Consider the following 12,542-nt stretch of genomic DNA (forward strand, 5'->3'; position numbering starts at 1 on the left):
CCTACTTGAATCCCAGCTGGCGCCAGGCTTCGTAGACAGCCACCGCCACGGTGTTGGACAGGTTCAGGCTGCGGCAGCCTTCGCGCATGGGCAGGCGCAGGCGTTGTTCGGCGGGCAGGGCGTCCAGTACCTCGGCGGGCAGGCCACGGCTTTCCGGGCCGAACAGGAAGGCATCGCCCTCGGCGAAGCTGGCGTCGTGGAAAGGTCGCGAGCCCTTGGTGGTGAAGGCGAACAGGCGCGGATGGCCTAGGCTTTCAAGACAGCTGGCGAGGTCGGCATGGCGCTGCAGGGTGGCGTACTCGTGGTAGTCGAGGCCGGCCCGGCGCAGGCGCTTGTCGTCCATTTCGAAACCCAGCGGTTCGATCAAATGCAGGTGGCAGCCGCTATTGGCGCACAGCCTGATTACGTTGCCGGTATTCGGCGGAATTTCTGGTTGAAAAAGGATGACGTGAAACATGCACGGCTCCGAAGAAAAAGACAGGCCGCATTCTACGCCTGAAGCGGACGTCCGGCCGAAGCTAATGCTGCGGGTATTCGGCTCGCTGGCGATCCTTGGCGTGATGGTCGGGTTGATGATCGGTCGCCTGACGACCCCGGACCCCACCGAGTTGCAGGAAGTGCAGGTCCAGCCCAATGCCCTGGTGGTGTGGTTCAACAACGAGCCCAAGGTCCATGGCGAGCACATCGACGGGTCCGTGGCGCTGTTGTTCGAGGCCGAGGGGCGGGTGCAAAAGGGCCAGTTGAAGATCAACGACAAGGATGCCAACTGGCGAGTGCGGGCGGCTAAGGAAGGGTTGCTGCTGAACGTGGTCGCAGCAAGAGCGCTGCACGCCGAGTGGTCGGGCAGCGAGGTCGACGGGCGCTGGCGCCTGGAGATCCGGCTGCGCGAGGAATAAAAGAGGGGATTCCCGGCCTGCCTGTACCAAGGTCCCCAAAAGCGTGAGGGCTGGGCGCTGATTGCGCCGGGCCCGGTGTAAAGAGGGGAAGCCCCGGCCTGCCTGTACCAAGGTTCCCAAAAGCGTGAGGGCCGCGCTGATTGCGCTGGGCCCGGTGTAAAGAGGGAATCCCCGGCCTGCCTGTACCAAGGTTCCCGAAACGGGTGGGGCTCGTCGCTGTGAGCGTAATGAGCCCGGGAGTTAAAGAGGGAATCCCTGGCCTGCCTGTACCAGGGTTCCCCAAACCGGGTGGAACCCGTCGCTGCGAGCGGTATGGGTTCCGGGTGTAAAGAAGGGGATTCTCGGCCTGCCTGTACCAAGGTCCCCAAAACGGGTGAGTGACTGCACTCATGATCTTGTCTTTGCAGGGGGCGTGCCAATTTCGGCTTAAACGGTTAAGCGAATTTTCAAGAAAATCTGAAAGCCCCGGTTTACGGGGCTTTCGCCGTTGTGTGGAGATGTTTTTGCGAGAAAAATCGAGATCGCCCACGGGGAAGTCCCACGTCCAGCCGCGCATTCGGGCAGTGCAGGCTCACCATTGCGGTGCACAAAAAGCTTCGCGGGCAAGCCTCGCTCCTACAGAACCCCTTCATCTGTAGGAGCGAGGCTTGCCCGCGATTGGATCTGTCATTCGGCACAGCCCGAATGCCTTGCACTGTAGCCGCTGCCGAAGGCTGCGATCGCGACCGAAGGGCGCGCAGGATCTCAAGATCGCTGAAGGCCTTCGGCCTTATCGCAGCCTGCGGCAGCGGCTACAGGGGGTTATGCGGCTCAGCCCTCGTCGCTGTCGTCGTCATCCCCGCCGTCGACCTTCATCCCCAACTCCTTGATCTTGCGCGTCAGGGTGTTGCGGCCCCAGCCCAGCAGCACGGCGGCGTCGCGGCGGCGGCCGGCGGTGTGCTTGAGGGCGGTCTCGATCATGATCCGCTCGAAGCTCGGCACCGCGCTGTCCAGCAGGCTCGACTGGCCGCGTGCCAGGGCCTGGTCGGCCCACTGGCGCAGGGCCTGCTCCCAGTTGGTCACCGGCGCCGAATCCTGGGGCAGGCTCAGCAGTTCCGGCGGCAGGTCGCTGATATGCACCTCGCGACCCGAAGCCATCACGGTGATCCAACGGCAGGTGTTCTCCAGCTGGCGCACGTTGCCGGGCCACGGCAGGTTCTTCAGGTATTCCTCGGTCTCGCTTTTCAGCAGCTTGGGCTCGACGGCCAGCTCCTGGGCGGCGCGGCTGAGGAAGTGCTTGGCCAGGGTCGGAATGTCTTCGCGACGGTCCGACAGGCGCGGGATATGGATGCGGATCACGTTCAGGCGGTGGAACAGGTCCTCGCGGAACTTGCCGGCGTGCACCAGGGTTTCCAGGTTCTGGTGGGTCGCGGCGATGATGCGCACATCGACCTTGACCGGCGTATGCCCGCCGACCCGGTAGAACTCGCCGTCGGCCAGCACCCGCAGCAGGCGGGTCTGGGTGTCGGCCGGCATGTCGCCGATCTCGTCGAGGAACAGGGTGCCGCCGTCGGCCTGTTCGAAGCGCCCGCGCCGCAGGTTGGCCGCGCCGGTGAAGGCGCCTTTTTCATGGCCGAACAGCTCGGATTCCATCAGGTCCTTGGGGATCGCCGCCATGTTCAGTGCGATGAACGGCGAAGCCGCCCGCGGGCTGTGGCGGTGCAGGGCATGGGCCACCAGCTCTTTACCGGTACCGGACTCACCGTTGATCAGCACGGTGATGTTGGAGTGGCTGAGGCGACCGATGGCGCGGAACACCTCCTGCATCGCCGGCGCTTCACCGATGATTTCCGGGGTGCGGGCCAGCGCGGGGATCACTTCCAGGCCCTGCTGCTCCTGGGCGTGCTGGTTGGCGCGCTTGACCAGGGACACCGCTTCGTCGACATCGAACGGCTTGGGCAGGTACTCGAAGGCGCCGCCCTGATAGGAGGCGACAGCGCTGTCCAGGTCGGAGTGCGCGGTCATGATGATCACCGGCAGGCGCGGGTGCTGCTCGCGGATCCGCGCCAGCAGGTCCAGGCCACTGGCGCCGGGCATGCGGATGTCGGAAATGATCACGTCCGGTTGCTGGCGGGCCAGGCGACTCATCACACCATCGGCGCTATCGAAGCTCTGGGTGGTCATGCCTTCCTGTTGCAAGGCTTTCTCCAGAACCCAACGGATAGAACGGTCGTCATCGACGATCCACACGGTTTCACTACGGCTCATGTCGATGGGGCTCCTTGTTCCAGTGGCAGAAAGATCGAGAACGTGGTGTGGCCGGGATGGCTGTCACACTCGATCAGGCCCTGGTGCTGGCTGATGATGTTCTGGGTAATGGCCAGGCCCAGCCCGGTACCGTCCGGACGGCCGCTGACCATGGGGAAGAAGATGGTTTCCTGGAGTTCCGCGGGGATCCCCGGGCCGTTGTCGATGATCTCGATCTTGGTCACCAGGCGGTGGCGCACGTGGCCGATGGTGAACTGGCGCATGGTGCGGGTGCGCAGGCTGATGCGGCCCAGGCGCAGCTCGTTCTGGCTGCTGATGGCCTGCATGGCGTTGCGCACGATGTTGAGCACCGCCTGGATCATCTGTTCGCGGTCGATCAACACATCGGGAATGCTCGGGTCGTAGTCGCGCACCAGGGTGATGCAGCCCTGGCTTTCGGCTTCCACCAGGCTGCTCACGCGCTCCAGCACTTCGTGCACGTTGCACAGGGCCAGCGACGGCAGCTTGTTGGAACCGAGCATGCGGTCCACCAGATTCCGCAGGCGGTCGGCCTCTTCGATGATGACGTTGGTGTAGTCCTTGAGGTTCTCGTCCGGCAGTTCGCGGGCCAGCAACTGGGCGGCGCCGCGAATCCCACCGAGGGGGTTCTTGATCTCGTGGGCCAGGCCGCGCACCAGCATCTTGCTGGTTTCCTGCTTGGACAGCTGGGCCTCTTCCTTGGTGATCCGCAGCAGGCGGTCACGGGGGTGGACTTCCAGCAATAGCAGGGTGTCGCCATTGCTCAGGATCGGCGTCACCGCGTAGTCCACGGTCAGGGTCTGGCCGGTCAGCGCGGTGAGCATGGCTTCGCGCTTGGTGAACGGGTGCGCCTGTTCCACCGCCTGGCGCAGGGAGCTCAGGGCTTCGGCCGACTCGGTGAACAGTTCGCTGATGAATTGCCCATGGCTGCGCTGGCCACTGATGGCCAACAACATCTCCGCCGCCGGGTTCATGTACTCAAGGCGCAGGTCGGCGTTGAGCAGGATGGTCGCGGTGGTCAGGTTGTCGAGTAGCAAGCGGTGCAGTTGATCGCTGATGGTCATGGGTAAATGTTGACCTCTTTTGAAACAAGGCAATCCCGGGCCGGCCCAGGATTGCGCGCGCGAACAAGGCGCTGGTATCGAGAAAATGCAAAAACCAAACCAAGGCTCCGAAAAGAAGCGCTCGAGCCCTGAAACAGACGTTTAAAGTTCTGTTTCGCAGCGCTTTGCCGGCTGCGCTGGGTACTTTCGAACCAAAATGGGCTGCGGATGGGTGCAGGTGCAGCTTGATGCACCAATATAGTGCGATTTATCCGAGGCTGCGCTAAAGAATGGCTAGCCGCGCGCCGGTCCAGAATTCGCCGCGCACGCAAAAAGGCCCGCGTGCTGGCGGGCCTGGAAGTGTGCGGCGGATGGCTGATCAGTGGGCGGGCTGGGCGTCCTTGTCGATGCCCGGTGGTAGCGTGGCGGGTGCCTCGGTCAGCGGTGCGGCGCGGGGTTCCCGGGCCAGTTCGTCGGCGTCCGCCTGCTCGGCGGTGGACAGGTCGGCGGCGTTGTGGCCGATGCGCTTGAGCAGCAGGAGCATGCACACCAGGGACACCAGGGCATAGCCAGCGGAGGCGATGGCCACGCCGAGAATGCTCCCGGTGTTGTTGAGAATGCCCTGGGCCAGGACCGGCGTGGCGCCGCCCACCAGCAAGGAACAGAGCTGGTAGGAAATCGACAGGCCGCTATAGCGCACCCTGGTCGGGAAGGCGCGGGCCAGGATGCCGCCGACGGCGCCATAGAACATCGAGTGCGGCACGGTGGCCAGGCACATGCCGAGCACGGCGATCCAGTAGACGCCGGTTTCCACGGCGAAGAACATCGCCGGCATCAGGAAGAACTCCGGCAGCAGCATCAGCACCACGGCCTTGCGCATGTCCATCCTGGAAACCAGCACCGCGCCCAGGGGCTGGGTGATGAACTGCACCACCAGGGCGATGACGATCACGCTGAGAAAGGTGCTCTGGCTGTAGCCCAGCTCCTTGGTGGCCCAGGACAGGGCAAAGGTGCTCTTGAAGTAGGTGACATGGATGATCGGCAGTACGCCGGCCCCCAGCAGCACGATCTGCCAGTGTTTGCGCAGGACCTCCAGGATCGGCAGCTTGACGGTCTTTTTCTGCTGGATCAGGCGCTTCATGTCGTCCGATTCTTCGAGCTTGAGGCGAATCACCATGCCCACCAGGACCAGTGCCGCCGAGAGCAGGAACGGAATGCGCCAGCCCCACAGCAAAAAGTCCGGCGCGGGCAGGGCGCTGAGGCCGAAGAACACCAGGGTTGCCAGCAGGTTGCCAGCCGGCGAGCCCTGCTGGGCGAAGGCCGCATACAGAATGCCTTTGCCCTTGGGCGCACTTTCGCTGGCGATGAGGATGGCGCCGCCCCATTCGCCGCCCACCGCGATGCCCTGGATGATGCGCAGCACCACCAGGGCAATCGGCGCCCAGATACCGATCTGCAGGTAGGTCGGCAGCAGGCCGATGCAGGTGGTGGCCACGCCCATCATGATCAGGGTGATCACCAGGGTGGTCTTGCGCCCGATCTTGTCGCCCAGGTGGCCGAAGATGATGCCGCCGATGGGGCGGGCGATGAAGCCGGCCCAGAGGGTCAAAAACGACAGCAGGGTGGCGGTGCCCGCAGGCAAGTCGGCGGGGAAGAACACCTTGCCGAAGACCAGCGCGGCGGCGATTCCGTAGGCGTAGAAGTCATACCATTCGATGGTGGTGCCGATGAACGAAGCGATTCCTGCCTTGCGGGCTTTCTTGTGCGCGGCAGCGTGCTGGGCGGCATTCATATTCAATTCCTGCATGTTGTTATTGTTATTTGCGCCGCGGGAGGTTCGTCTGACGACGGCTCCGGATACTCATTGCACGAATGGGCGCATCACGTACTTGCAAGGTCCGACGGCACGGAGCCTATACAGGCAGGAATGAAAAAAATAATGATTAAATCTTATTGTGTGATATGGGATTTCGTATGGTCGACAGCCCTCAAAGTCCCGGCGCCACGGGCTTTTGCAGGGCCTTGAGGACACTCAGGAAACTCTCCGCGGCGGCCGACGGTTTGTCGGCATGGCGGATAGCGTGGACCTCGGACAACGCCCCGTCGCCGCTGATTTCGCAGTAATGCACACCCTCTTTCCAGGTGCCGGCCAGGGTCTGCGGGACCAGGGCCACGCCCATTTCATACGCCACCATCGCCACCACCGTTTGCCACAGCCGGGTTTCGTGGCGGATACGCGGGCTGAACCCGGCTGCCACGCAGCGCGCGATGATCAGGTCGTGGTAGTGCGGCGAGACATTGCGTGGGAACAGGATGAAGTCGTCGTTGGCCAGCTCCGCCAGATCGATGCGCGACTCGCCCGCCAGCCGGTGGCCCTGGGGCATGCAGCAGAGGAAGGGCTCGGCGAGGACCGGCTCGCCGCGGATGCTCTCGGGAAAGTGGCTCCAGTGCACGAAGCCGATATCGATCTGCCCGCGCTGCAGCGCCTGGGCCTGCTCGGCGCTGTTCATCTCCATCAGCACGATCTCGGTGTCCGGATGATCCTGCTCGAAGGTCCTCACCGCCTGCGGCAGGCCGCGATGCAGGATCGAGTTGACGAAACCGATGCTCAGCCGACCGACGAAACCCTGGGCCGAACGCAGGGTCAGGCGCCGCGCCTGCTCGGCCCGCAGCAGCAGGTAGCGGGCTTCGTCGAGCAGCACCTGGCCGGCGTTGGTCAGGCTCACCGACTTGTTGTTGCGGCTCAGCAACTGCACGTCCAGCTGGCTCTCGAGCTTCTTGATGTCGAAGCTCAGGGCCGGCTGAGAGATGAACAGGCGAGCGGCGGCCCGGCCGAAATGCAGCTCTTCGGCGACCGCGACGAAGTAACGAAGCTGTTTGAGATCCATGCTGACGTCCTCGCTTTACGATCTGGTTTTCTTATCGTAGTGGATTGATTTTGTATTAGATACTTATCGATGGCGACTCTAGTCTCGGGGCACAAGAGCCTGGAGAGACGCCATGACTGCCCTGCCTGAACCTGCCCAAGACACCCTGAATATCCCCGATAGCCGAGGCCTGAACCTGTTCGATTGCGACGCCGGGCTGGCGGCCCTGCTCAAGGTCTACCTGGCGCCGCAACTGTACGCCCAGTGGTTGCCGAGCCTGCGCCAGCTCGGTGCGCGGGCCGGTGGCGAGCTGGATGTGCTGGCACTCTCGGCGGACAAGAACCCGCCGCAACTGCGGCCGCGCACCCGCCGTGGCGAAGACCTGCAGAGCATTTACAAGCACCCGGATTTCATCGCCCTGGAGCGCGCCGCCTATGCCGAGCTGGGCCTGGCCTCCATGAGTCATTGCGCCGAGCCGGTGCTGCCGCTGGTCAAGTACGCCCTGACCTTCCTTTTCGTGCAGGCCGAGTTCGGCCTGTGCTGCCCGGTGAGCATGACCGACTCGTTGACCCGTACCTTGCGCAAGTTCGGCTCGCCGGAGCTGGTGGCGCGCTACCTGCCGTCCCTGGTGTCGCGGGATTTCGACCGCTTGTTCCAGGGCGCGATGTTCATGACCGAACAGGCGGCCGGCTCCGACGTGTCGCGCACTGAAACCCGCGCGCGCCTGGAGAACGGCGAGTGGCGGCTGTTCGGCGACAAGTGGTTCTGCTCCAACCCGGACGCCGACCTGGCCATGGTCCTGGCCCGTCCGGAAGATGCTCCAGAGGGCATGAAGGGGGTCAGCCTGTTCCTGCTGCCGAAGGTCTGCCCCGATGGCTCGCGCAACGCCTACCGGATCCTGCGCCTGAAGGACAAGCTGGGTAGCCGCTCCATGGCCAGCGGTGAAATCAGCCTGGACGGCGCCACCGCCTACCTGATCGGTGAGGTCGGCCGCGGCTTCCAGCAGATGGCCGACATGATCAACATGTCGCGCCTGTCCAACGGGGTGCGGGCCGCCGGGCTGATGCGTCGCGGGGTCAACGAGGCGCTGTATGTCGCCCGCCAGCGCCGGGCCTTCGGCCGCCATCTGATCGAGATGCCGCTGATGCAGCGCCAGCTGCTGAAAATGATGCTGCCCGCCGAGCAGGCCCGTTCGATGTTCATGCAGATCGCCACGCTGCTGCCCAAGGCCGATGCCGGCGACGAGGCGGCGCGCAAGTGCGTGCGCATCCTCACCCCGCTGATCAAGTTCCGCGCCTGCCGCGATGCGCGCCGGGTCACCGGGGACGCTATGGAAGTACGCGGCGGGGTTGGCTACATCGAGGAGTGGAGCGATGCGCGGCTGGTGCGCGATGCCCACCTGGGCTCGATCTGGGAAGGCACCAGCAACATCGTCGCGCTGGACATCGCCCGCGCCGTGACCCGCGAGCAGGCCCTGGAGCCGCTGCGGCACTACCTCGCCGGCCTGCTCGCCGAGGCCGACCTGCCGGCGGCCAGCCAGCGCCTGTTCGAGACGGTCCTGCAACGTGCGGTCGTGGCCATCGAGAAGGTCGCGCAAGAGCGCCGCGATGACCAGGTGCGCCTGGCCGGCAGTGCCCTTTATCACACTGCCACGGCGATCTTCATGGCCTGGGAAGCGAGCCGCCAGGCCCCCGATTACCGGCGCCTGGCCCTGGCCCATCTGCTGCTCCAGCACAAGCTGCTGCCCCGCGATCCGCTGCGTCCGGAGGCATCGATTGAGCCTGAGCTGCTGACGCTCCTGGCCAATGAAAGCGCGCTGTCGAAAGCCGATGCGATGCAGCTGTTGCCGGCCTGAACGGCCTTGCCCATTTTTGTCAGAGAATTGCCATGAACCATTCAAAAGGGGCCCTGGCCGGCCTTAAAGTCATCGACCTCAGCCGCGTGCTGGGTGGACCCTACTGCTCCCAGGCCCTGGCCGACCACGGCGCCGAAGTGATCAAGCTGGAGCCCCTGAGCGGTGACGAGACCCGCGGCTGGGGCCCGCCTTTCGAGGGCGCCGACGCTTCGTATTTCAGGGGCGTGAACCGCAACAAACAGGGGATCGCCGTGGACCTGTCCCGACCCGCGGGCATCCAGCTGCTGATGCGCCTGCTGGAAGACGCCGACGTGCTGATGGAGAACTTCAAGCCCGGCACCCTGGAGCGTTGGGGCATCGGTTATGCCGAGGTGCTGAGCCAGCGTTTCCCGACCCTGATCCACTGCGCGGTTTCCGGTTTTGGCAGTGACGGCCCGCTGGGCGGGTTGCCCGGCTACGACGCGGTGATCCAGGCGATGGCCGGGCTGATGAGCGTGAACGGCGAAGCCGACAGCGGCCCGCTGCGCATCGGCCTGCCGATCGTCGATATGGTCACCGGGCTGAATGCCCTGGCGGGGATTCTCCTGGCGCTCAACGAACGCCACCGCAGCGGCCTGGGGCAGTCCCTCGACATCACTCTGTACGACTGCGGCGTGTCCCTGCTGCACCCGCATCTGGCCAACTATTTCGCCGCTGGCAAGACCCCGCAGCGCACCGGCAACGCCCATCCGAATATCGCGCCCTACGACAGTTACCGCACCGGCACCGAGCCGATCTTCCTGGCGGTCGGCAATGACCGGCAGTTCGCCAAGTTGTGCGAACAGCTGGACGCCGGCGCCTTGCTGGACGACCCGCGCTTTGCCGACAACGGCTGTCGCTCGGTCAACCGCGAGGCGCTGAAGCAGGCGCTGGAGGCGCGCCTGGCCGAGCACGACGGCACGGCCCTGGCGCAACGGCTGATCCGCCTGGGCGTGCCCTGCGGCTCGATTGCCTCGATCGACAAGGTGGTCGCGCACCCGCATACCCGGCATCGCGGCCTGTTGGTGGAGATCGGCGACTACCGCGGCGTCGGCTCGCCGGTGAAGCTGTCGCGGACCCCGGCCAGCTATCGCAGTGCTCCGCCGGCATTGGGCGCGAATACCCGCGAGGTTCTCGAAGGCCTGGGCCTCGACAACCAGACGATCGAAAACCTGTTCGAGCACGGCATCGTCCGCGAGTGAAGGGCTGCGCCCAGAGTCCCGACCGGGCCTCTGGCGCGCTTCTCAGGTTCCTATCTGCATCAGGAGACTCCATGAATCCCGAGTCCGTTAGCCCCCAACCCCTGGTCCTGCTGGAGCGCCCCGCACCGGGCGTGGCGCTGCTGCGGCTGAACCGCCCGCAGGCGCTCAACGCGCTGAACATGGCGCTGCGCGAGGAGCTGGCCGAGCGCTTTCGCCGTCTGGACACCTGCCCGGATACCCGGGTCGTGGTACTCACTGGCGGCGATACGGTGTTTGCCGCCGGCGCCGACCTCAGCGAGCTGGTGAACGCCAGCGCGCTGCAGCTCTATGCCCGGCATGCCGAGCGCCACTGGCAAGCCATCTCGGCGTGCCGCAAGCCGGTCATCGCCGCGGTGAATGGCTACGCCCTGGGCGGTGGCTGTGAGTTGGCGATGCATTGCGACCTGATCGTCGCCGGCCACTCGGCGCGTTTTGCCCAGCCGGAAATCAAGGTCGGGGTGATGCCCGGGGCGGGCGGCACCCAGCGCCTGCTGCGCGCCATCGGCAAGTTCCAGGCGCTGCGCCTGCTGCTTACCGGTTGCCAGGTCCCGGCCGACGAGGCGCTGCGCCTGGGCCTGGTCAGCGAGGTGGTGGCGGACAGCGAGACCCTGCCGCGGGCCCTGGCCCTGGCCGCCAGCATCGCCGGCATGCCGCCGCTGGCCGTGGCGCAGATCAAGGAGGTGGTGCTGGCCGGCATGGACCTGCCGTTGGAGCAGGCGTTGGTGCTGGAGCGCAAGGCGTTCCAGCTGCTGTTCGGCTCCCATGACCAACGCGAAGGCATGCAGGCCTTTCTTGAGAAACGCAAACCGGAGTACCAGGGGAAATGACCACACAACCATTGCAACGCATCGGCCTGGTCGGCACCGGCGCCATGGGCCGGGGCATCGCCCAGGTCATGGCCATGGCCGGGCTCAAGGTATTTTTGTTCGATGTGCGCCCGGGTGCCGCGGGCACGGCCCGGGAGCAGCTGGCGACGATCTTTGCCCAGCAGATCGAGAAGGCCCGCATCACCCCGCAGGACGCCGCGGCGGCCATGCTCAATCTGGAAGTGGTCGACAGCCTGCAAGCGCTGCATGACTGCCAACTGGTGATCGAGGCGATAGTCGAGGACCTGGCGGCCAAGCAGCAGTTGTTTCGGCAACTGGAGGAGGTGCTGGCCCCGGATGCGATCCTGGCGAGCAATACCTCGTCGCTGTCGATCACCGCGATTGCCTCGGTGTGCCGCTATCCGGAACGCGTCGCCGGGCTGCACTTCTTTAATCCGGTGCCGCGGATGCGCATTGTCGAGGTGATCGACGGCCTTGCCACCCGCGTCGGCGCGCGCTTGCAGGAGCTGGTCCGCGCCATTGGCTACTACCCGGCGCGGGCCAAGGACTCTCCCGGCTTTATCGTCAATCATGCCGGACGGGCCTTTGGCACCGAGGCGTTGCGCATCCTCAGCGAGGGCGTGGCCCCTGCATGGCGGATCGATGCGCTGCTGCGCGACAGCGCCGGTTTCGCCATGGGGCCGTTCGAGCTGCTCGACCTGATCGGCCTGGATGTCAGCGTGCCGGTGATGGAGTCGGTCTACCGGCAGTTCTATGAGGAGCCGCGTTATCGGCCTCACCCCGTGCTGCGGCTGATGCTGGCGGGTGGGCACCTGGGGCGCAAGAGCGGGCAGGGCTTCTACCTCTACGACGAGCCAGGCGATACGCGGCGCCCGCCACAGGCCGTGCCCTCTTGCGCGGTGCTGCCGCCGGTGTGGATCGCCGCCGACGACGAGGTCGGCCGGCTGCGTCTGCTGGACCTGCTCGAACGCCTGGGGGCCCGGGTCGAGAACGGCCTGCGACCTTCCACCTCGGCCTTGTGCCTGGTGGCGCCACTGGGCGATGACGCCAGCGAAGCGGCCCTGCGTCATGCCATGGACCCGTCGCGCACCGTGGCGATCGACACCCTGACCGCGCTCGACAGCCAGCGCTGCCTGATGCTCAACCCGGCGACCCGTGAAGACATGCAGCACGCCGCCCACACACTATTCAGCGCCGACGGCGGCACGGTGACGCTGATCCGCGACAGCTGCGGCTTCATCGTCCAGCGCACCCTGGCGTCCATCGTCAACCTGGCCTGCGACATCGCCCAGCAGGGCATCGCCTCGGTGGCCGATATCGACGCCGCGGTACGCCTGGGTCTCGGCTATCCGCTGGGGCCGCTGGAGTGGGGCGACCAACTGGGCCCCGAGCGCCTGCTGCAGATCCTCGAGCGCCTGCACGCCCTCACGGGCGACGCGCGTTATCGCCCCAGCGGCTGGTTGCGCCGTCGGGCCCTGCTGGGCCTGTCCCTGCGCCAGCCGGAAAACCCGCTGCCGGCCTGAGGCCTGC

At 65.5% G+C, this 12,542-nt stretch carries 10 protein-coding genes; 5 read left to right on the forward strand and 5 right to left on the reverse strand.

Annotated elements, in window-relative coordinates; all coding sequences use genetic code 11:
- Position 1: 1 nt before the first annotated feature.
- Positions 2 to 457, reverse strand: a complete 456-nt coding sequence (gene trmL, locus PMI20_RS05185) for a tRNA (uridine(34)/cytosine(34)/5-carboxymethylaminomethyluridine(34)-2'-O)-methyltransferase TrmL (protein WP_007930832.1) — start codon at positions 455 to 457, stop codon at positions 2 to 4.
- Here trmL and PMI20_RS05190 point away from each other — a divergent pair.
- Positions 456 to 896: a hypothetical protein gene (locus PMI20_RS05190; RefSeq protein WP_037035760.1), complete on the forward strand. Its 441-nt coding sequence runs from the start codon at positions 456 to 458 to the stop codon at positions 894 to 896. The two genes, trmL and PMI20_RS05190, sit on opposite strands and share 2 nt — an antisense overlap.
- An 810-nt stretch (positions 897 to 1,706) precedes the next feature.
- Here the strand turns inward: PMI20_RS05190 and ntrC are convergent.
- The 4 genes from ntrC to PMI20_RS05210 all read right to left on the reverse strand — a co-directional run bounded on the left by ntrC (position 1,707) and on the right by PMI20_RS05210 (position 7,092).
- On the reverse strand, positions 1,707 to 3,143 hold the full coding sequence (gene ntrC / locus PMI20_RS05195; protein ID WP_007929941.1) for a nitrogen regulation protein NR(I): 1,437 nt from the start codon (positions 3,141 to 3,143) through the stop codon (positions 1,707 to 1,709).
- A complete protein-coding gene (gene glnL / locus PMI20_RS05200) occupies positions 3,140 to 4,225 on the reverse strand; it encodes a nitrogen regulation protein NR(II) (protein WP_007929942.1) in 1,086 nt (361 codons plus the stop codon). The genes ntrC and glnL overlap by 4 nt, the downstream gene beginning before the upstream one ends.
- Before the next feature lie 358 nt (positions 4,226 to 4,583).
- Positions 4,584 to 5,996, reverse strand: a complete 1,413-nt coding sequence (locus PMI20_RS05205; RefSeq protein WP_007929943.1) for an MFS transporter — start codon at positions 5,994 to 5,996, stop codon at positions 4,584 to 4,586.
- Positions 5,997 to 6,192: 196 nt separating this feature from the next.
- A complete protein-coding gene (locus tag PMI20_RS05210; RefSeq protein ID WP_007929944.1) occupies positions 6,193 to 7,092 on the reverse strand; it encodes a LysR family transcriptional regulator in 900 nt (299 codons plus the stop codon).
- 112 nt (positions 7,093 to 7,204) lie between these two features.
- Between PMI20_RS05210 and PMI20_RS05215 the strand changes: the two genes are divergently transcribed.
- From PMI20_RS05215 to PMI20_RS05230, 4 genes are all read left to right on the forward strand, one after another.
- Positions 7,205 to 8,926, forward strand: coding sequence for an acyl-CoA dehydrogenase family protein (locus PMI20_RS05215; protein ID WP_007929945.1), 1,722 nt, complete (start codon positions 7,205 to 7,207; stop codon positions 8,924 to 8,926).
- Between the two features lie 32 nt (positions 8,927 to 8,958).
- Positions 8,959 to 10,146 carry a CaiB/BaiF CoA transferase family protein gene (locus PMI20_RS05220; protein ID WP_007929946.1) on the forward strand — a complete coding sequence of 396 codons (1,188 nt, stop codon included), beginning with the start codon at positions 8,959 to 8,961 and terminating at the stop codon, positions 10,144 to 10,146.
- A gap of 71 nt (positions 10,147 to 10,217) precedes the next feature.
- A complete protein-coding gene (locus PMI20_RS05225; protein WP_007929947.1) occupies positions 10,218 to 11,012 on the forward strand; it encodes an enoyl-CoA hydratase in 795 nt (264 codons plus the stop codon).
- The gene (locus PMI20_RS05230; protein WP_007929948.1) at positions 11,009 to 12,535 is read left to right on the forward strand and encodes a 3-hydroxyacyl-CoA dehydrogenase; all 1,527 of its coding nucleotides are present in this window, start codon (positions 11,009 to 11,011) and stop codon (positions 12,533 to 12,535) included. Before PMI20_RS05225 ends, PMI20_RS05230 begins: the two co-directional genes overlap by 4 nt.
- The last annotated feature ends 7 nt before the right edge of the window (positions 12,536 to 12,542 follow it).

It is taken from the genome of Pseudomonas sp. GM17, from assembly GCF_000282175.2.
GTDB lineage: Bacteria > Pseudomonadota > Gammaproteobacteria > Pseudomonadales > Pseudomonadaceae > Aquipseudomonas > Aquipseudomonas chlororaphis.

Coding starts and splice junctions, on each gene's coding strand:
- ntrC (WP_007929941.1), bottom strand. CDS start 3,143: ATGAGCCGTAGTGAAACCGTGTGGATCGTCGATGACGACCGTTCTATC.
- PMI20_RS05225 (WP_007929947.1), top strand. CDS start 10,218: ATGAATCCCGAGTCCGTTAGCCCCCAACCCCTGGTCCTGCTGGAGCGC.
- glnL (WP_007929942.1), bottom strand. CDS start 4,225: ATGACCATCAGCGATCAACTGCACCGCTTGCTACTCGACAACCTGACC.
- PMI20_RS05220 (WP_007929946.1), top strand. CDS start 8,959: ATGAACCATTCAAAAGGGGCCCTGGCCGGCCTTAAAGTCATCGACCTC.
- PMI20_RS05190 (WP_037035760.1), top strand. CDS start 456: ATGCACGGCTCCGAAGAAAAAGACAGGCCGCATTCTACGCCTGAAGCG.
- PMI20_RS05215 (WP_007929945.1), top strand. CDS start 7,205: ATGACTGCCCTGCCTGAACCTGCCCAAGACACCCTGAATATCCCCGAT.
- PMI20_RS05230 (WP_007929948.1), top strand. CDS start 11,009: ATGACCACACAACCATTGCAACGCATCGGCCTGGTCGGCACCGGCGCC.
- PMI20_RS05210 (WP_007929944.1), bottom strand. CDS start 7,092: ATGGATCTCAAACAGCTTCGTTACTTCGTCGCGGTCGCCGAAGAGCTG.
- trmL (WP_007930832.1), bottom strand. CDS start 457: ATGTTTCACGTCATCCTTTTTCAACCAGAAATTCCGCCGAATACCGGC.
- PMI20_RS05205 (WP_007929943.1), bottom strand. CDS start 5,996: ATGAATGCCGCCCAGCACGCTGCCGCGCACAAGAAAGCCCGCAAGGCA.